Source organism: Sphingomonas citri, assembly GCF_019429485.1.
GTDB lineage: Bacteria > Pseudomonadota > Alphaproteobacteria > Sphingomonadales > Sphingomonadaceae > Sphingomonas > Sphingomonas citri.
The window spans coordinates 51,031-67,659 of sequence record NZ_JAHXZN010000005.1; the positions used below are offsets into that span (position 1 = coordinate 51,031).

The following is a 16,629-nucleotide window of genomic DNA, read 5'->3' on the forward strand; positions in this document are numbered from 1 at the left end:
TATGGCGAGCGTTCGCGACGGCGTTGGGGTCGGCCGCGAATGGTTTATGATGCTTGGGAGCATTCAGATGAAGAAGATCCTGCTCGTCGCCGCCGCCGCGTCGCTGATGTCGGTCGCCGCCTGCTCGAAGTCGCCGGAGGCCGCCTCGGTCGAGAACAACGCCGACATGATGGCGGACAACATGGACGCGCTCGCGAGCAACGTCGCTGACATGTCGAACACCACCGCGAACCCGTTCGCCGAGGACAATGCCGAGGCGGTCGCCGAGAACATCCACTCGGCCGCTGACAACGTCCGCGACGCCGGCGAGGACGCCGCGCACAACATGTGATCGACCGGGTCGGGTTCGGGAGGATGAGGCGCTCGCTGCTTCCGCTGCTCGCCGCCGTCGCGCCGCTCGGCGTCACCGCGTGCGACCGCAGCCCCGAACCCGCCTCGATCGGGAACAACACCGAGATGATGGCCGACGCGCTCGAGCGTCGCGCCGACAATCTCGAGGCGATGGCCGAGGCCGCCGCCAACGACAGTGCCGCGGCGATGCTCGCCGGTGCTGAGACGAACTTCGGCGACGAGGCGGGCAATGCCGGCAACGTCGCGGCCGAACCGGTGACGCGCTGAGCGCTGGAGCCGGTGAGGCGTCGGGATCGGCTAGGGGCACCCGCGGGTGCCCCTTCGCTTGTCCGGCCGAGCTTGCGCCGCCGCGCCGCGGCGACTAGGCCGGCAGCCGCGTCGGGGAGTGGCGCAGTCTGGTAGCGCGCCTGCTTTGGGAGCAGGATGTCGCAGGTTCGAATCCTGTCTCCCCGACCACCTTTTCCGGCATTTCTGAGATCGCGTCGTGAGCCGGTTTACATACCGGTTTACAGGGCGGCGGAGCTCTGCCCCATCGTCTGGGGCCTCGCCGCTCGGCTCAACCGGCGTGCATTTCCTGCGCTGCGAAGCTGGATTTCGCCGCACGAAACCGACCCAAGCTTGCCTGAGCGTCTGCGGCCTTGTGATACGCGGCCCTGATCGCCCGTCAGATCGAGGCCTCGAGGTCCTGAATCGCCGTGCGAACGAGATTGTCTACGGCGTCCATCTTCAGCGGCCCGGTTGCCATCTCGACTCGGGTGATGAAATCAACGGTATACGTGCGTGTAGCCTTAAAGCCGTCCGGAAAAGTGACCACGACCGGCTTACCGTCCTCAAGAGGTTCAACCGAGATACGGTCAGGATCATGTGGGTCTACGTACGTGACGATCTCGAAGTTCCGTCCCTTATATTGGTGCGGTGTCTTACTGAGCAGCTGTGAGTTTTCTTTGATCATGTTTCTGTTATCTCCGTTCAAGCGGCAAGTTTACCGCACCACCTATATAGCTCCTTGACGGCCGCGAGACACTAATTATCTTCACAGCCTCGCAAATTTCACCCGTTGATGCGAGCGCGATCTGCACCTCCCAAAGCACCGACAGCGCGTTCGTCGTCTCGCTGGCGCTCCCGGGCGGTCCGGCACCAGCTGCTGCTGTCGACCGATATATGGCCCGACTTGATGCTCGGCGCGACCGGAACTGGCCGGAGCTGGCTCAGCACTTATGCTATCGCCGCTCTCGCCAACCGCTCACCGATGGCCACCACCACCCTAGCCTGGTCTGCGTACTTCGCCCGGATCGACGCCACGTCCTTGGTGTCCCACCCGACAATGTCAGCGATCTCGCGGTCGTTGAGCCCGGCGATGCAGCAGCGGGTCACGAAGGTGCCGCGCAGGTCGTGCAGGTGCTTGTCGATACCGGCGGCCTTCTTCGCGTCGTCGTACCGCGAGCCGAACCCGGTCGGGGTCCACGGCTGCCAGCGGGTGTTCGACAGCACGGTCTCGGGCAGCGGCCGGCGCTTGTCCTCGGTCAGCTTGGCCATCTCGTCGGCGTGACGCGCGCGTATCCGCGCCAGCAGCGCCTTGGTCTCGGGCAGCAGCGGCACGGTCGCCAGGTTGCGGCCGCGGCTCTTGTTCGTCTTCCAGACGATCGCGTGCTCGCCTATCGCCGACCAGGGAAGCTTCACCAGATCGCCGCGGCGCAGGCCGGTGAACGCCGCGAGCGCGACGCCCTCGTTGACCTCGACCGACGCGACGGCGGCGACCTTCTCGAAATCCTCCGCCTCCCAGATCACCTCGGACCGGTTGGCGTCGTAGAGCTGGCCGATGCCCTTCGCGACGTTCTCGCGCAGCTTGCCGCGGTCGTAGCCCCAGCTGAGCAGCCGGGTGAAGGTCTGCATGGCCGCGTCGGCGCTGCGCGGCTTGTCGGCCCAGCGGTCGCGCCAATCGAGGATGTCGGCGCGGGTGCGGCGGTCGTTGAAGAGTGCGAGCGGCCACTTGCCGAAGCGCTCCTCAATCCGGGTCAGCCAGGTGTTGTGCGAGGTCTGCGTCGACTTGGCCAGCCGGGTGAACTCGGGCGCCGCGCAGAACAGCTGGATCAGCCCCTTGATCGTCAGCCCCTTCGCCTCGTCGTCGCGCCGCGCCGCTCGCGCCTCGGCAGCTGCGTCCGAAATCGCGGCGGTGATCCGCGGGCGCGGACCCTCGGCGCGGTGAATCAGCGGCCCGCCGCGCCAGGCATAGACGTAGTGGATCAGCGTCTTGCCCGGGCGGCGTTTGGTGACGATGTGCAGGCCCGCGGTCATCCCTGCGCGCGCTCCTTCGCCTTCCACCGGGCATAGGCATCTTCGCCGCCCGCTGAGTTGCGCTCCGACAGAATCCGGATCGTCCCGTCGGGGTCGACCTCGAACCCACCCACCTTGATGCCGCTGGCCTTCGCCGCGGCGATCGCGCGCTCAATCATCGAGCGGCGCGGGTATGCTGCTTTCGCGGCGGTGGTCACTTCTGCTCCCCTTTCTCGGACAGGATGGCTCGGGCGGGCTGGATCCGCGACAGCGCGCGCTTGATCAGCGTGCGAGTGTGCGGGCTGAGCAAGACCTTGCCGTTGCCAGCTCGATCGAGCACGAGCTGGAGCGCGTTCATCATCCGGTCGCGGTCGGCCTCGGCCCGCTCCAAGCGCGCCCACAACTCCTTAAACGACGGGTCCCGCCCCATACGCGCGGCTATCGACCGCGCCAGACGATCGTGGTCCTCCGCCGGCTTCGCGATCTCCGCTGCTTCATGCGTCATGGCGGGGGTTCCAATTGGCGCGGTCATAGTCCCAGTGCGCGTAGAGGCCGGCCCACGAGAGGAACGGCCACCACAGCCACCGCGCGCCCGCCGGCGTCAGGTGACAGACCCAGTGGAAGGCCAGCCAGCCGCGTGCCCGGCGCAACTCGAGCCTCATGCGCTTCATGGTATGCTCCGTCATGCGGCGAGAGTGGTGTTGGTCAGCGCGTCTACGGCGGCGATCCGCTCGCCGATCCAGCGCATGACGGGCACGGCCATGCTGTTGCCGAGCGCCTTGTATCGGGGACCGTCCGCCATCGGCTTTCCGCGGTGAGGGACGAGAGTGTAATCGTCCGGGAAGCCTTGAAGCCGCTCGCACTCGCGCGGCGTCAGCCGGCGAACCGAGCTGGTAGCGACCGACTGGGTGTGGTGCCGTGCTTCCAGCGTGTAGGCGATGTCAGCCTGGAAGCCGGCACCCTGCGGGCCGGCAGCAAGGTTCTCGCTTAGGGCACGCTCCTGAATCGCAAACGCGATCGCTGGCGCATGCTGCCCGCGCGCGAGAGGGTGGCAGGGGTCGCCTGGCTTCGGATTGCTGAAATTGGCGGCGCTGGTGATCTGTGTCGTGTCAAACGCGACCAGCATAGTCGCGGCCGTTTCTGCGGAGGTGCCAGGATAACGATCACCACCGGTCGAATTGCCGCCAGCCGGCAGTGTCGCGGCTACGTCAGCAGCGATCAGCTGCCCGCCGGCAGCCTCGTCTGCTCCGATGCGCCATCCGCCGCCTGGCGAAGTGCCCGCGAGAGCGCCGACGGGAGCTCGCGCCCCCGCTTCTCGGCGCGGCGCAGGATACCCCGACAGGCTGTGCCGCTCAGAAAATACCGCTGCGGCACCTCGCCAGTCTCCAGCACGTCCGACAACGAACACGCGTCGGCGGCGCTGTGGAACTCCGAAGAACTGAGCGTCCAGAACTCGGTAGGCGAACCCATACCCGAGCTCGCCCAGCCCCCCGAGGATGGCTCCAAACGCCCGTCCTCCGTCGATCGACAGGACGCCAGGGACGTTCTCCCAGACCACCCAGCGGGGCCGTGTGCGATCAGCAAGGCGGAGAAACTCGAGCGATAGGTTGCCACGGTCTCCATCCAGTCCCGCTCGGAGGCCAGCGACGGAGAAGTCCTGGCAGGGGGTGCCTCCGACAAGAAGGTCAATTGGCCCATATTCATCGCCTCGGATGGTGGTGAAGTCGCCGTGGAGCGGCGTCTCGGGGTAGTGGTGAGCGAGGACGGCGCGCGGCGCGGCTTCGATCTCGCTGTACGCCGCAGCCTTCCAGCCGAGGGGCGCCCACGCGACCGTGCTGGCGCTGATGCCGGCGCAGACGTCGAGGTAGCGAATGGTCACCTGCAGCACCTCGTGATGCACCGGGCAGCCCGCCGCGCAGAGGCGAGCAGCAGCCGGAAGTGGACGTAGAGCGCGGCGGCGATAGCGATCACGCCGCCCAGGGCGAGGCCGGTCGCGAAGCCGCGCGAGATGAGCTGAAGATCGCTCACGTCAGGCTCCATTCCGCTCGCTGCGGCAGTCGCAGCTGCGAATCTTGCCGCGGAGGCGGCGCAGCGCGGCCGTGCGCTCGGCGGAGCGAGGCGCGGCCAGTTCACGCTCCAGCATGGTCACGAGCTCGGCGCGCGAGACGGTGCGCTTTGGACCGCCGGTGTGAGGACGAGTGCCGTAGCTCATGACAGGCGCCCAGTGCGGAGTGCGCTGCTTGCGGTGCAGGACGGTGACCACGTTGAGGCCATCGAGCAGCAGCCGGGCCTCGCTGGTAATCACGATCTTGGCGCCGAAGCCGGCCGCCTTGCAGCAGGCCGCGGTGTGGCGCCGGATCGCCTCTGCCGCCTCTTCCAGCGTCAGGTACGGGTTGACCCGCTCGACGTACCGCTCGGCCGCCAGCTGGGTGACGTGGATAGCCTGCGCCATCACGAGAACCACCAGCCGAACAGGGCGAACCAGCAGATGAAGCCTACGAGCATCGCGCTGACGCGCTGCCAGGCGAACTGTCGCGGCGACGGGTGCGTGGCCATCGGGAGAAGCGTGGGGCGATTAAGCCGCGCCTTCTCCCACTGCGCCGGATCAAGCCAGTCGGACTGGCGCGGGCGTGCACTGAGACGGATCATAGACCTACCTCCAAGCCAAAGGGCTAGTGTCGTGGGGCTTCCAGGGCGCGCTGCGCTCGAGGATGCCGGCATGGCGGAGCGCGACCTTCCGCTCCTTGTGGACGAGACGACCGACCTGCCCTGGCACCCAGCGGTTCTTCGCGGGCGCAGTCAGCTGGCAGACGTCCGGGATGGTGACCTTGCCGCCCTCGCGGAGGGTGCTGAGCACCGCGGCGAAGACCTGGTCGGTGACGGCTGCGGCGTCCTCGCGCGGCATTCCGCCGGCGACGAGGCGATCGACGATGGCGCGGTCAGCCAAGGGACGCCTCCAGATACTCGCGCCCCTGCCCCAGCCGCGCGAGGCGGCGGGCGGACTCGCGCGCGGCGTAGCTGGCGAGGGCGAGCTCCTCGCGCGCCTCCTCGTCGGCCTTGGCCGCGTAGGTCTCGGCGGTCGCCACGTTGGCGAGCAGGGCGTTCATGGCCGGGGACTTGCGCTTGCCGCGCGCCTGCCCGGTGAGCGGCGCCGCGGCCTCGACGATCGCGACCAGCGCCTCGAATGCGAGCTTCGTGCGCTCACCATGTGCACGGATCACGTCGACTACGTCGGCCAGCTCGTGCTTGATCGCCGCAAGCTCGCGATAGCGCTCAGGGTCCGCATGGGCGCGCAGGAACTTCTGCCGGAGCGCGCGGTACTGCGGCACCACGAAGCGGAGCTCGATCAGCGCGGTCTCAAGCTCGGGATCGCACTCGGCAACGGTGACGGGCTTCATGCGCCCTGCCCCGCCAGCTCGGCTTCCCACTCGCGGCGGCCCGGCCACTCGGTCCAGTAGATGGCCGAGAGCATGACGGCGTCAGCGCCAGGGAGCGTCTTCTCGAACGTGGGCCAGCCGCGGCTGTGCTGCTCGGTGTGGCAGCGATCGCAGAGCGGGATGCAGTGGCGGTCCGCGACCTTCGTCGCGATGCCCTTCCCGCCCGCGTGATCGACGTGAGCGGCGCAGATCTGATTGAACGCGTCGCCGGTGTGCTGGCAGCCAGCGCACGGCAGCTTGCGGAGCCAGCGCTTGAACTCCTCGGCGCACTTCCATGCCGGGCGGCCGGCGCGCGCGGGCTTGCGGGTCTGGAAGGCGGACCGCGGCAGAATGGCCGAGCGCATCACGCCGCGACCTCGCGGAAGGCGACGATGTTGGCGCTGCGGAGGAGCCGCCCGGCCCACTCCCACTGGTACGCATCCGCGGCGATGCCGGCGGCCGGGTTGCTCAGCTCAGCGGCGAGCAGGTCCTCGTCGGACCGCAGTTGGACTTGGACGCGTACGCCCGGGTGCACGGGCCTCGGCCCACCCGTATGCGGCTTCCATCCTGCTGAAGGTACGCGCTTCGGCGCCATGGTGACGTATCCCCGTCACCGCCTTCGGCAGCACCGCGCTGCGATCTGGTGACACCAAGACAACACCATATCGGTGTCGTAGTGTCAACACCATTATGGTGTTCTAGTCGTCGTACACCGGATCAGGCCAGAAGCCGTCGTTCTCCCCTGACGAATCGTCCTGCTCCTTTACCCGCGGCGGCGGTAACGTCGGCGCGGCGCCGTCGAAAGCCACGCGCACGATCGCGCCCCACTGAGTCTGCTCCTGGAAAGCGACCGCGATCTCGCGCCCCGAACGGAGCATTGCGCCGATCCATGGCGCCCGCTCTGCGGTCAGGTAGCCGAGCTGAACGCCACGGCAGCTGAACACGGCTACGGCTTGAGGATCGACAGGGTTCTTCGGCTCGGGGCGGAGCTCGATGGGCTCGGCTGGGCTGCACAGCGCGAGCTCAAATCGCCTCCCGGGACCGCGCTTGTTCGGGTGGTCTGCGCCGACGACGGCGAGACTAAGGGCGCGCACTCTTCGTCGGAGCAGGTTGCGGCAAGCGGCGAAGGATCTCGTCCAGCTTCTCGTCCTGCGCTGCGTCTCGCGCCTTCTGCTGCTCGACGATGGGGGCGATCGAGCCACCCGCGCTCATACCGGCATCAAACCGGTCGCCGCCGAAGGCGATTACCGCTAAGATGACGCCGACTGCCGTTACGATCGCTGCGATCGTTGACGCCACGCCCTTCCAGACCGTGCTGCGAGTGGCGAACGAGTCCATATCGCGACGCAGCTCGGCAAACTTCGTGTCTGTGCGCGCCTCAGCGGCGGCAACCTTGGCATCGACCGCGTCCATGCCGTCATATGTGCCTCCGCTCCCGCCGCCATACAAGGGCAACTCTGGCTCGGCCGGCGCGACGGGTTTGCTCGGCCGCGCCTGACGGAAGGCCCGCATATTTACGACCGGGTCCCGGTTTGGCTCAGCCATTCTTGGCCTCCAAGCCGCTCGTTTCCAGCGGCTCATACGTAATAGGCACCAAGTCCGGATGACCCTCAACACCTAGGTGCGCCGTTGAAAAATGCCTAACAAATCCGCAATGATTGCAGATAGTTATAGCTGTCGAGAAGCCGCGCATCATGCCGTCAACCCACCCAAGATCGACCCGCCCAAGGTATGGCATCACAACGGATGCGAGCTGGTGGCAGTTCGGGCAAGGGTCGTTTGGGTCGGGGACCCGCTCATTGATGATGCGAGCGATCTCACTGATTTCCTCCACGGAAAGGGTGCCGTCTTGAGTTGGCATCAGAGATCCCTTGCGAAGCGAATTACACGGCCGCCAATGCGCAGTTCGTCAGCCGCGACCTCGTAATTTTCGATCGTCGGGTTATCGGAGATCACCAGCACCTTGCCCTCTCGCAGCGGACGAAGCCGTTTGATCGCGGCGGCGCCGTTGATCGACACCGCCCACACCTTGTCGGCCTGATTGAGCGTGTTCTGCGTGCTGTCGATCCAGACGAGGTCGCTGTTGAGCAGGGTCGGGAACATGCTGTCCCCTACCCCGTGCGCGAGGCGAAGGCGGTGCGCCGGCGTGCGAGTGAACGCCTGCACGTAGCCGAGGTCGAACCGCAGCGGCTCCTCCTCGACATAGTCGTCCACTGAGGCACCAGGCCCCATCGGCAGGGAAAGGTCGAGGCGGATGATCTCGACGGTCTCGCCAGCGTCCAAAGAGCGAGCGACGGGCTGATCCGGCACTTCGCCACGGTCCGGAGCGATGATGTCGACAGGCTCGACGCCGAGTGCTCGAGCAGCGCGCTCGATCCAGTCCTGCGTCAGCCGGCGCTGCGCCTTCTCCAGACGCTCGACCTGCTGGCCAGACGTGTTCATCCGCTTGCCGAGCTCCGGCCGTGACCAGCCTCGCTCTTCTCTGAAGCGCTGAATGTTATTGCCGCTCGCCACACCGCCTTCTGCACCGAACTGGTGCTGACGCCCCATACGCCATTTTGGTGTTGACTTGCTTGGGCTTGTGACACCATATTGGTGTTGCAAGGAGATCACCGGATGAAGCTGCGCGACTGGCTGAAGAAGGAGGGCATGGAGGCGCGCGATTTCGCGCCGCTGATCGGCCGTACTCCCGAGGCTGTCCGCCGGTATGTCACCGGTGATCGGATCCCAGACAAGGAGACGATGCCGCTCATCGCCAAGGCGACCCGCGGCTCGGTGATGCCGAACGACTTCTTTTCCATCTCAGTGCGCCGAGTGTCGGCTGCCGCTGAGCAGGTCGCCGCATGATTGTCTGCGCCGCCTGCGGAAGCGCGACGTGCGCCCATCCTGACGCCATCTTTGCTGGCGTTGTACCTGATCCGAGTTCCGCTGCGGGTTCTCCCTTTCCCGCGCGCGGAATCGCCGGCGGCGCCGCCTCCCCCCGGAGCGCCGCCGGCGACCACCTGCTCAACGAGGGCGCGGGCGATCGCCAGGCGCAGCTGCTTCGGAGCGAGGTGAAGGGTGTTCCTGTTCATAACGTAGGTCAATGCCAGTGACCCGTCCGCACATCCACGGTCGTTTCAGGACCGTTCCCGCTTCGAAAATGCTTAACGCGCTCGGCGAGAGCCTCGAGGCGATCAAGCGCGAGGATGGCGCAACCGACGCTGACCTGGGCGCCGTGCTCGGGAAGAGCGACGACGCTGCCGCGCGCTACCGCACCGGGCTCGCTGAAATGCCCGTGGTCTCGTTCCTGCGCGGCTGCCGCGAGTGGGACGGCCGCTTCGCCAACGGCGTGCTGGCGCTCGTCGGCATGAAGCTGTCGCCGTTGGACGCTAACGAGGGGAGCGACCGTCAAGCGCTGACCACGCTCGCCGCTCTACTCGCGAAGAAGGCGGCGGCGCTCCAGAACGACGGGATCATCGACGACAAGGAGCTCGATGACATGTGGCCGGAGCTCGAAGAGGCCGCCCGGGACATAGATCGCCTTCGCCATCGCCGCTCCATGCGGCTGGTCTCCAACAACTAGGAACCAACCGCCGGCGACGACCGGCCTCGGAGTGACGACAATGATGACCGCCCACCGGGCGCCCACGGCGATGGCCGTGCGCGCCGCCAGAGGACTGCGCCCTGCGTACGTTCTGCCTTTCTCGTCGGCGATCGTGGAGACGCCGGTCGGCCGCTTTACCTTCCACCGTGTCGTGGATCCGAAGCCTGCGCTGACTCCGACCTATGCGGTGCTCGCATGAGCGACGCAGCTGACGAGGCGAACGATCTCGCCGCGGCCTTCACGCAGCGCTTCGTCGATCAGGCGCGCGCCGCGGCGGCGCAGCCCGATCCGGTCCGCGGCGACTGCGAGGCCTGCTGCGACGAGGACGTGATGGTCAAGGGCGCTGGCGGGATCATGCGCTGCACGCCCTGCCGGTCGAAGTGGGAGAAGCGTCGGTGAAGCGCGGTGTCTCCCACAAGCCCCGACTGACCGCTGAGCAGGTCGAGCGCGCGCGGCGGCTGTCGATGGTGTACGACCGCGGTACGGTGGCTGAGATGCTGGGCGCGAGCCCTGCGACGATCCGCGCCGCGGCGGCGCGTGGCTGGAAGCCGGCTGAGCGCAAGCTGCGGCCCGTCCCGAATGACTGGGGCATCGTAGCGCCAGGCCTGACCATGCCGGAGCTCGCCCGCCACTATCGAGCCAGCCAGAGCGCGATCGCGCGGTGGCTCCGGGAGAAGCCGGTGGCGCGCGCGTACAACGGCGGGCACGTGTGGCAGCCGCCGGAGAACTTCGCTTCACTGCTCGAGCAGCACTCGGCCAACCGCGTCGCTCGCATGCTCGGCGTCCACCCGAACACCGTGAAAGCCGCGAGGTATCGCCTCGGCATTCACCCCACCCAAGTCGCGACACGTCGGAAGGCGGGCTGGGCGGAGCGCTTCGTCGCCGCCTCGCAAGTCGAGGCCCGCGCATGAGCAAGGATCACGAGATCGCCGGGGGGATTGTCCGCGCCCCTGGAGCACGAGGCCCCTTGGACCGGGGCGCGGACGATCAGCAACGAGAGGACAATACCATGGCGACCCAGCTGTTCCAGCCCCGTTATGGGAGCCCCGCCTGGCTTCACGAGATGATTGCGTCATCTCAGGAGCCCACTCTCCGCATCGTCGATGCCTCGCCGCCGCTGGCGAAGGCGCTTCTCGACCTTAACGGCGGCAACCGCAGCGTCCGCACGACCAAGGTGGCGCAGTATGCTGCCGACATGGCTGCCAAGCAGTGGACGCTGAACGGCGAGCCGATCATCATCAGCAAGGACGGCCAACTCAACGATGGCCAGCACCGTTGCCTAGCGATCATCGACGCCAATACGACGGTGCAGCTCGCCCTTATGTTCGGGATTGAGCGCGAGACACGCCTCACCGTTGATCAGGGCAGCGCGCGCAGCGCTGGCGACTTCCTCGCGATGGAAGGCGTCGTAAACGCCAGCGCGGTGGCCGCAATCGCGCGCATGGTGCTGGCGTACGAGCGCGCGCAGGGCGCGGGCCTGACCGGGCATCAGTATATTACGAGCGCCGAGGTCCGTGCCCGCGTGGCGACGGACAAGGATCTCGCTGAGGCTGCTACCTTCGGCCACACGAACTCCGGTTATTCGCGATCGTTCGCCGCGGGGTCGCTTATCGGCTTCGCTTATTACGAGCTGGCGCGAGTCAATCGTCAGCTCGCGCACGACTTCCTTGAGCGCGTCTGCCGCGGCGACAATCTCGCGATCGGCAGCCCGGCGCACACTCTGCGCGAGAAGCTGATTGCTGCCGGGCGGACGCCGCGTGATCGCAAGCTGGCCATGATCTTCAAGGCCTGGAATTTCTACCGGCGCGGCTTGAAGAAGGTGTCGACGAACACCCTCAACTCGACGCTGCCCTTCCCGGCCCTGCTGTAATGCATCAGCATTCGATCCGCGTCGACGATATCGTTATCGGGGAGCGCCATCGCGCGCTCTCCGAAAGCGCTGTCGATCGGCTGAAAGCGTCGCTCGATGAGATCGGCCTCCGCCAGCCTATCACCGTTCGTATCGTCGAAGAGATGGAGGTCGACGGCGACCTTTGCGCAGGTGTTCCCATTCTGGTCGCTGGACATCACCGGCTAGCGGCGGCGCGTTCGCTTGGCTGGTCGCATATTGACTGTGTCGAAGTGGATGATGACGCGATTAAAGCCGAGATGTGGGAGATCGCCGAGAACCTGCATCGCCTCGACCTCACCAAAGAGCAGCGCGATGATCACATACGCCGATACGCTGAGCTGATCGACGCTCGGCGATCGTTGCCGCGACAGATTGACGCAGCAACGGATCTGCGCGCGGATGGCCGAAGGAAAGGCCCTCAGCACGAGAGAGGCGTAGCGGCGCAGGTCGCTGAAGACACCGGCCTTAGTGTCAGGACGGTTCAGCGCGCCCTCAATCCTAAGCCGGCGAAGGAAGTCATCCCGCTTTCCGCACGTGCGCCGGAAGACGTGATCATCGCGCAAGCGAACGCGATCATCTCCGCCTGGAACAAGGCCAGCCCTGAGGCCCGTGAGATCGCCATGGATCAGATGGAAGGCGGCCCCGTCTTCGATCGGAGCCGGTCGGCGGCATGAGCGCAGACCTCCTCGCGCGCCTGATCGCAGCGGGCACAGACGCGACGCTTGTCGCCGAGGTGGCAATGCTTATCGCGCGTGCGGAAGCGGCAGGCGAAGCGCTGGAGAGCCGTCGTACGAAGGATCGGGACCGTCAAACCCGGCGCCGTCACGCGATGTCACGTGACGTCACGCTAGATAACGTGACGTCGCGTGACGTCACGGACGAACCCTCCCCCTCCCCCTCTCCCCTTCCTTCCCCCTGCACCCCCAACCAACCCCACGCCCCCACCCCCGCCCGGGAGGGTAACCCCGCACGTGCGCGTAAGGCCGCGACCTGGCCCTGCCCGATCGGCGTGAACCCCGACCACTGGCGAGACCTGCTCGCCAATCGCCGAGCGAAGCGGATGGCGCTCTCGCCAACCGCCCTCGAGCACCAGCTTCGTCAGCTCGACAAACTCAGCGACGAGGAGTGGCCGCCTGGGCGGCTCGTCGAGCACGCCGCCGCGGCCGGATGGGCCGCGATCCACGATCCCCGACCGCACGAGCACCGCAATGGCAACCGCACTCACCACGACCGATCCGAGCCGCAGAACCCCATGGTGCGGGCTCTCCGCAACGCCGAAGCTCGAGACGCTGGTCACTCACGCCGAGGGGTTCAGCCACGTCTGCTCTCCTGACGAGCGCGCGGCGCTGGCTGCGCTGATCCCCGAGTATGAAGCGGCGTTGCAGCCCGCGTCGCGGGAGGGCTGCCGCCGCGCGATCGCGAAGCTGGCGCTGGCGTACCCGGCGGCGAAGGTCAGCGACCTTGAGGCGGAAGGTCGGCTGGAGATCTACGCGGACGCCCTCTCTGACGTGCCCGGCGACGTGCTGGCGACCGCGTGCATGGCGATCCTGCGCGAGAGCAAGTTTTTCCCGGCAGCCGCCGAGATCCGCGCGAAGTGCGGTGGGCTTGCCCGGCGCCAGTGGGAGCTGTCGAAGATCCGCGCCTTGGTCGCGACGCACGACCGCCTGTGGCGGCCGAATCCTGAGCCCTTGAGCGCTGACGATCTCGCCGAGGTTGCCCGCATCGTCGGCCGCCGCGAGCAGGCAGAGGCGGCATGACGTGGCGTGGCACGATGGCCGCACCTTCTACCGTTGCCCTTGCGGCGCGCGTGACGAGCGCATCGGCGATGCTCCGGCGACGCTGCCCTGCTGGGACTGCCGCACGGGCACAGCGACCCAGTGGGTGCCGCCGGCAGTCGCAGCCGAGCGGGAGCGGGCATGAGCGCTGACGAGCCTTTTCAGTGCGAGGACTGCCCCATGGCCGAGCCGCACGACTGCATGAAGGCGAGCCACTGCGATCACCGTGACGGGCCGAGGGGCGGCAAGACAGAGCATGACGGGAGCGAAAGCATGACGGGGCGGGACCATAGAGCGGATGGCTGGTGCATCCTGAGGTGCGCGCCGGCGCGCACGCTGAAGCTGGCGGTGTCTCTCGTCGGGGCAGGCATCGAAGCTTGGACGCCTGGCGAAACGCAGCAACGGCGGCGCGGGCGCGCGCGCGAGCGGGTGGACGTCGAGACTCCTATCATGCCGACCTTCGTGTTCGCTCGCGCTTCTCACCTGCCGGCGATTGCCGATGTCATGCGCGCGCCAGTGAGCCCGCACCCCGCCTTCTCACTGTTCCGGTTTCATGGCCGCATCCCGTTGGTAGCTGAGCGCGACATCGCTGCGCTGCGCCGCATCGAGGAGCGCGGCCGCCTGCGCCAGCTGCGGGGAGAGCGCAAGGTGATCCCGATCGGCACCGAGATCAGGATGACCGAGGGCAGCTTCGCCGGCATGGCTGGCGTGGTAGAGGATGGCGATGGCAAGTTCGCGCTGGTCGCCTTCGGTGGTTCGTTCCGGGTGAAGATTGCCACTTTCCTCCTGCGAACAGATGAGGTACAGCAGCAGCTAGCCCGCGAGGGTGTCGCCGCATGAGCGGCCTGCGACGAGCAGCTGTGGCCTGCCACCCTCGTCCCCACCGAGCCGGCGCCGATAGGCGTGGCAGCGGTTGTCCGAAGGCTGCAAGGAACATCGATGGCCTGGCCTCGTACCAGCCGACACGCGCGCGGCTACGGCACGGCGCACGACAAGATGCGGGCGCATCTGCTGGCCACCGTCATCCTCTGCGAGGAGTGCACCCGGCGCGGCCGTGTGACGCCGGGTCACATCGCCGACCACATCAAGCCGCTCGCTCAGGGCGGCACGGGCGACCGATCGAACTACCAGCTGCTGTGTCAGGACTGCTCTGACGCGAAGACGCTGGCCGAGAAGGGGCAGACCGCGCGCGGCGCTACCGACGCCAGCGGCTTTCCTACCGACCCGACCCACCCTTGGAACCGAGCGCGGCACGCCTGACCCCCGGGGGGGGGTGTACGAAAGTCTGGGGCGCCGCCGCCCAGGACCGACCACCGTCTCGACTTTCACCGCTAATACAGGATTTGCTCCATGGCCCGTCGCCAGCGCATCGACAGCGCTGCGGGTGCAGTGGCGACGATGGCGGCGGCCACCCGCGACCTCTCGCCGCCTGACCACCTGCGGCTGCGAAAGGGAGACCAGCCCTTCTGGGACGCGGTCATCTCGGAGAAGCCAAAATCCGAATGGACCCAGTCGGATCTAGCTGTCGCCGCCAACTTGGCGCGCGCCATGGCGGACGCAGAGCGGGTCGCCGGCTACACGGTAGTGGGCGGGGGAAACATCAACGCGCGCAAGCTGATCGAGACGATCGACCTCAGCGACAAACTCGCCCGGCGGATTGTTACCTTGCGGCGCGCTCTTGGCTTGGACAACCGGGCGAAGAACGGGGAACAGCGCGACGTGAACCGGCGGCGCGAGCACGCTAGCGCTATCGAGGCGGGCCATAACCCGCTCGAGGGTGATGGGGACGACCTCCTTGCGAGGCCGTCAACGCTCCAGTGACGAGGGGCGAGCGCGTCATCGCGTTCATCCATCGCTACTGCCTCGTGCCGGAGGGCAAACTGGTCGGTAAGCCGATGCGGCTTGAGCAGTTCCAGCAGCGCTTCATCTTGGAGGTCTACGACAACCCAGCCGGCACGACGGAGGGCATCCTCTCGATCGCACGCAAGAACGGCAAGTCGGGTCTGATCGCGGCGATCCTGCTGGCGCACATCGCCGGGCCGGAGGCGCGGCTGAACAGCCAGATCGTCAGCGGCGCGCGGTCGCGCGAGCAGGCGGCTCTGGTGTTCAACCTGGCGGCGAAGATGGTCGCCATGTCGCCGGACCTGTCCAAGCTGATCCGCATCGTGCCCTCGGGCAAGCGGCTGATCGGCTTGGCGCTCAATGTCGAATACAAGGCGCTGGCCGCGGAAGGCTCGACCTCGCACGGCCTCTCGCCGGTGCTGGCGATCCTCGACGAGCTCGGGCAGGTCCGCGGCGACCACGACGACTTCGTCGAGGCGATCGAGACGGCGAGCGGCGCCTACGACGACGCGCTGCGCCTGATTATCTCGACGCAGGCGCCGACCGACGCCGACATGCTGAGCGTCAAGATCGACGACGCGCGGCGGTCCGGTGACCCGAAGATCATCTGTCACGTCTACGAGGCGCCAGCCGGCGCCGACGTGCTGGATCCGGCGGGGCATCGCGCTGCGAACCCGGCGCTGGGCACGTTCCGGTCGGAGGCAGAACTGCTCGCTGCGGCGGAGAAGGCGTCGCGCATGCCGTCGGCCGAGAACGGCTTCCGCAACCTGTATCTCAATCAGCGGGTCAACCGGTTCTCGCCCTTCATCGCGCCGGGCGTCTGGCTCGACTGCGCCGGGCCGGTGTCCGACGAGGCCTTTGAGAAGGGGCGCGTGTTCGGCGGGCTCGACCTAGCTGAGACGACCGACCTCTGCGCCTTCGTGCTGGTGGCCTCTTGGGAGGCGAAGTGGCACGTCAAGGCGTGGTTCTGGAAGCCCGGGCAGACGGTGGACGACCACGGCAAGCGTGATCGCGTGCCATACCGACGTTGGGTCGATGAGGGGCTGATCGAGACCACGCCGGGCGTCGCGGTCGATTACGAGTTCGTGGCGACGAAGATCGGCGAGATCACGAGCGGCATGGACGTCGCTCGCATCGGGTTCGACCGGTATCGGTTCAAGACGCTCGAGGCGCAGCTGCAGAAGCTCGGCGTGGTGCTGCCGTTCGAGCCATTCGGCCAGGGGCACGTCTCCATGGCGCCGGCGATGGACTCGACGGAGATCGCCTTCCTCAACGGGCAGGTCGCGCACGGCGGCCACCCGGTCATGACGATGTGCGCGGCGAACGCGGTGGTCGAAAAGAACGCCGCGGGCGATCGGAAGCTGAACAAGGCGAAGTCGACCGGCCGCATCGACGGCATGGTCGCGCTCGTCATGGCGATGGGGGTGGCCAGCGCGGAGGCGGAGGCTGGACCCTCAGTCTACGAAGAGCGCGGGCTGCTGTCGTTCTGAAGGA

General features: G+C 67.2%; 31 protein-coding genes, 1 tRNA gene and 1 pseudogene. 16 read left to right on the forward strand and 17 right to left on the reverse strand.

All coding sequences use genetic code 11. The annotated features are described in order from the left end of the window. The first annotated feature begins 67 nt into the window (after window positions 1-67). From KZ820_RS14160 to KZ820_RS14170, 3 genes are all read left to right on the forward strand, one after another. Window positions 68-331, forward strand: a complete 264-nt coding sequence (locus KZ820_RS14160) for a hypothetical protein (protein ID WP_219749269.1) — start codon at window positions 68-70, stop codon at window positions 329-331. Window positions 332-354: 23 nt separating this feature from the next. Continuing rightward, entirely contained in the window at window positions 355-618 is a 264-nt protein-coding gene (locus tag KZ820_RS14165; RefSeq protein ID WP_219749270.1) for a hypothetical protein, read from the forward strand. A gap of 112 nt (window positions 619-730) precedes the next feature. Then, window positions 731-807, forward strand: a tRNA-Pro gene (locus tag KZ820_RS14170). A gap of 208 nt (window positions 808-1,015) precedes the next feature. Here KZ820_RS14170 and KZ820_RS14175 read toward each other — a convergent pair. From KZ820_RS14175 to KZ820_RS14260, 17 genes are all read right to left on the reverse strand, one after another. Further along, on the reverse strand, window positions 1,016-1,303 hold the full coding sequence (locus tag KZ820_RS14175) for a hypothetical protein (RefSeq protein WP_219749271.1): 288 nt from the start codon (window positions 1,301-1,303) through the stop codon (window positions 1,016-1,018). Between the two features lie 263 nt (window positions 1,304-1,566). Beyond that, entirely contained in the window at window positions 1,567-2,646 is a 1,080-nt protein-coding gene (locus tag KZ820_RS14180; RefSeq protein WP_219749272.1) for a tyrosine-type recombinase/integrase, read from the reverse strand. Beyond that, a complete protein-coding gene (locus tag KZ820_RS14185) occupies window positions 2,643-2,843 on the reverse strand; it encodes a hypothetical protein (protein WP_219749273.1) in 201 nt (66 codons plus the stop codon). The genes KZ820_RS14180 and KZ820_RS14185 overlap by 4 nt, the downstream gene beginning before the upstream one ends. Next, a complete protein-coding gene (locus KZ820_RS14190; protein ID WP_219749274.1) occupies window positions 2,840-3,157 on the reverse strand; it encodes a hypothetical protein in 318 nt (105 codons plus the stop codon). Before KZ820_RS14190 ends, KZ820_RS14185 begins: the two co-directional genes overlap by 4 nt. Next, window positions 3,120-3,296 (reverse strand): hypothetical protein, encoded by a 177-nt coding sequence (locus KZ820_RS14195; protein ID WP_219749275.1) that lies wholly within the window; start codon window positions 3,294-3,296, stop codon window positions 3,120-3,122. The genes KZ820_RS14190 and KZ820_RS14195 overlap by 38 nt, the downstream gene beginning before the upstream one ends. Window positions 3,297-3,307: 11 nt before the next feature. Next, a complete protein-coding gene (locus tag KZ820_RS21975; RefSeq protein WP_308462234.1) occupies window positions 3,308-4,504 on the reverse strand; it encodes a DNA cytosine methyltransferase in 1,197 nt (398 codons plus the stop codon). Beyond that, window positions 4,501-4,653: a hypothetical protein gene (locus tag KZ820_RS14210; RefSeq protein WP_219749276.1), complete on the reverse strand. Its 153-nt coding sequence runs from the start codon at window positions 4,651-4,653 to the stop codon at window positions 4,501-4,503. The genes KZ820_RS21975 and KZ820_RS14210 overlap by 4 nt, the downstream gene beginning before the upstream one ends. Before the next feature lies 1 nt (window position 4,654). Further along, window positions 4,655-5,077 carry a hypothetical protein gene (locus KZ820_RS14215; RefSeq protein WP_219749277.1) on the reverse strand — a complete coding sequence of 141 codons (423 nt, stop codon included), beginning with the start codon at window positions 5,075-5,077 and terminating at the stop codon, window positions 4,655-4,657. Continuing rightward, complete coding sequence (locus KZ820_RS14220; RefSeq protein ID WP_219749278.1) at window positions 5,077-5,274, reverse strand: hypothetical protein; 198 nt, start codon at window positions 5,272-5,274, stop codon at window positions 5,077-5,079. Before KZ820_RS14220 ends, KZ820_RS14215 begins: the two co-directional genes overlap by 1 nt. 4 nt (window positions 5,275-5,278) lie before the next feature. Next, window positions 5,279-5,572 carry a hypothetical protein gene (locus KZ820_RS14225; protein ID WP_219749279.1) on the reverse strand — a complete coding sequence of 98 codons (294 nt, stop codon included), beginning with the start codon at window positions 5,570-5,572 and terminating at the stop codon, window positions 5,279-5,281. Continuing rightward, the gene (locus KZ820_RS14230; protein WP_219749280.1) at window positions 5,565-6,023 is read right to left on the reverse strand and encodes a hypothetical protein; all 459 of its coding nucleotides are present in this window, start codon (window positions 6,021-6,023) and stop codon (window positions 5,565-5,567) included. Before KZ820_RS14230 ends, KZ820_RS14225 begins: the two co-directional genes overlap by 8 nt. Further along, window positions 6,020-6,406 carry a DUF968 domain-containing protein gene (locus tag KZ820_RS14235; RefSeq protein WP_219749281.1) on the reverse strand — a complete coding sequence of 129 codons (387 nt, stop codon included), beginning with the start codon at window positions 6,404-6,406 and terminating at the stop codon, window positions 6,020-6,022. Before KZ820_RS14235 ends, KZ820_RS14230 begins: the two co-directional genes overlap by 4 nt. After that, entirely contained in the window at window positions 6,406-6,576 is a 171-nt protein-coding gene (locus KZ820_RS14240) for a hypothetical protein (RefSeq protein WP_219749282.1), read from the reverse strand. Before KZ820_RS14240 ends, KZ820_RS14235 begins: the two co-directional genes overlap by 1 nt. 163 nt (window positions 6,577-6,739) lie before the next feature. Continuing rightward, window positions 6,740-7,135, reverse strand: a complete 396-nt coding sequence (locus KZ820_RS14245) for an HIRAN domain-containing protein (protein WP_219749283.1) — start codon at window positions 7,133-7,135, stop codon at window positions 6,740-6,742. Next, a complete protein-coding gene (locus tag KZ820_RS14250) occupies window positions 7,122-7,454 on the reverse strand; it encodes a hypothetical protein (protein WP_219749284.1) in 333 nt (110 codons plus the stop codon). Before KZ820_RS14250 ends, KZ820_RS14245 begins: the two co-directional genes overlap by 14 nt. A gap of 124 nt (window positions 7,455-7,578) precedes the next feature. Continuing rightward, a complete protein-coding gene (locus tag KZ820_RS14255; protein WP_219749285.1) occupies window positions 7,579-7,902 on the reverse strand; it encodes a hypothetical protein in 324 nt (107 codons plus the stop codon). Beyond that, entirely contained in the window at window positions 7,902-8,555 is a 654-nt protein-coding gene (locus KZ820_RS14260; protein WP_219749286.1) for a LexA family transcriptional regulator, read from the reverse strand. Before KZ820_RS14260 ends, KZ820_RS14255 begins: the two co-directional genes overlap by 1 nt. 102 nt (window positions 8,556-8,657) lie before the next feature. On the opposite strand from KZ820_RS14260, the gene KZ820_RS14265 reads away from it, so the two are divergent. From KZ820_RS14265 to KZ820_RS14320, 13 genes and pseudogenes are all read left to right on the forward strand, one after another. Next, complete coding sequence (locus KZ820_RS14265) at window positions 8,658-8,888, forward strand: helix-turn-helix domain-containing protein (RefSeq protein ID WP_219749287.1); 231 nt, start codon at window positions 8,658-8,660, stop codon at window positions 8,886-8,888. Window positions 8,889-9,132: 244 nt separating this feature from the next. Beyond that, a complete protein-coding gene (locus KZ820_RS14270; protein WP_219749288.1) occupies window positions 9,133-9,606 on the forward strand; it encodes a hypothetical protein in 474 nt (157 codons plus the stop codon). Between the two features lie 40 nt (window positions 9,607-9,646). Then, window positions 9,647-9,826 (forward strand): hypothetical protein, encoded by a 180-nt coding sequence (locus KZ820_RS14275; RefSeq protein WP_219749289.1) that lies wholly within the window; start codon window positions 9,647-9,649, stop codon window positions 9,824-9,826. Then, window positions 9,823-10,026: a hypothetical protein gene (locus KZ820_RS14280; RefSeq protein ID WP_219749290.1), complete on the forward strand. Its 204-nt coding sequence runs from the start codon at window positions 9,823-9,825 to the stop codon at window positions 10,024-10,026. Before KZ820_RS14275 ends, KZ820_RS14280 begins: the two co-directional genes overlap by 4 nt. Beyond that, a complete protein-coding gene (locus KZ820_RS14285) occupies window positions 10,023-10,538 on the forward strand; it encodes a helix-turn-helix domain-containing protein (RefSeq protein ID WP_219749291.1) in 516 nt (171 codons plus the stop codon). The genes KZ820_RS14280 and KZ820_RS14285 overlap by 4 nt, the downstream gene beginning before the upstream one ends. A 98-nt stretch (window positions 10,539-10,636) precedes the next feature. Next, window positions 10,637-11,497, forward strand: coding sequence for a hypothetical protein (locus KZ820_RS14290; RefSeq protein ID WP_219749292.1), 861 nt, complete (start codon window positions 10,637-10,639; stop codon window positions 11,495-11,497). Continuing rightward, complete coding sequence (locus KZ820_RS14295; protein ID WP_219749293.1) at window positions 11,497-12,192, forward strand: ParB/RepB/Spo0J family partition protein; 696 nt, start codon at window positions 11,497-11,499, stop codon at window positions 12,190-12,192. The genes KZ820_RS14290 and KZ820_RS14295 overlap by 1 nt, the downstream gene beginning before the upstream one ends. Window positions 12,193-12,347: 155 nt before the next feature. Further along, window positions 12,348-12,710, forward strand: a pseudogene (locus KZ820_RS22385) (phage replication initiator YdaU family protein); the annotation flags it as partial. Window positions 12,711-12,726: 16 nt separating this feature from the next. Further along, window positions 12,727-13,275: a hypothetical protein gene (locus KZ820_RS14300; RefSeq protein WP_219749294.1), complete on the forward strand. Its 549-nt coding sequence runs from the start codon at window positions 12,727-12,729 to the stop codon at window positions 13,273-13,275. Between the two features lie 198 nt (window positions 13,276-13,473). Beyond that, complete coding sequence (locus tag KZ820_RS14305) at window positions 13,474-14,133, forward strand: hypothetical protein (RefSeq protein WP_219749295.1); 660 nt, start codon at window positions 13,474-13,476, stop codon at window positions 14,131-14,133. A gap of 99 nt (window positions 14,134-14,232) precedes the next feature. Then, window positions 14,233-14,553, forward strand: a complete 321-nt coding sequence (locus KZ820_RS14310; RefSeq protein ID WP_219749296.1) for an HNH endonuclease signature motif containing protein — start codon at window positions 14,233-14,235, stop codon at window positions 14,551-14,553. Window positions 14,554-14,643: 90 nt separating this feature from the next. After that, the gene (locus KZ820_RS14315) at window positions 14,644-15,114 is read left to right on the forward strand and encodes a phage terminase small subunit, hendrixvirinae-type (RefSeq protein ID WP_219749297.1); all 471 of its coding nucleotides are present in this window, start codon (window positions 14,644-14,646) and stop codon (window positions 15,112-15,114) included. Continuing rightward, on the forward strand, window positions 15,111-16,625 hold the full coding sequence (locus KZ820_RS14320) for a terminase large subunit (protein ID WP_219749298.1): 1,515 nt from the start codon (window positions 15,111-15,113) through the stop codon (window positions 16,623-16,625). Before KZ820_RS14315 ends, KZ820_RS14320 begins: the two co-directional genes overlap by 4 nt. The last annotated feature ends 4 nt before the right edge of the window (window positions 16,626-16,629 follow it).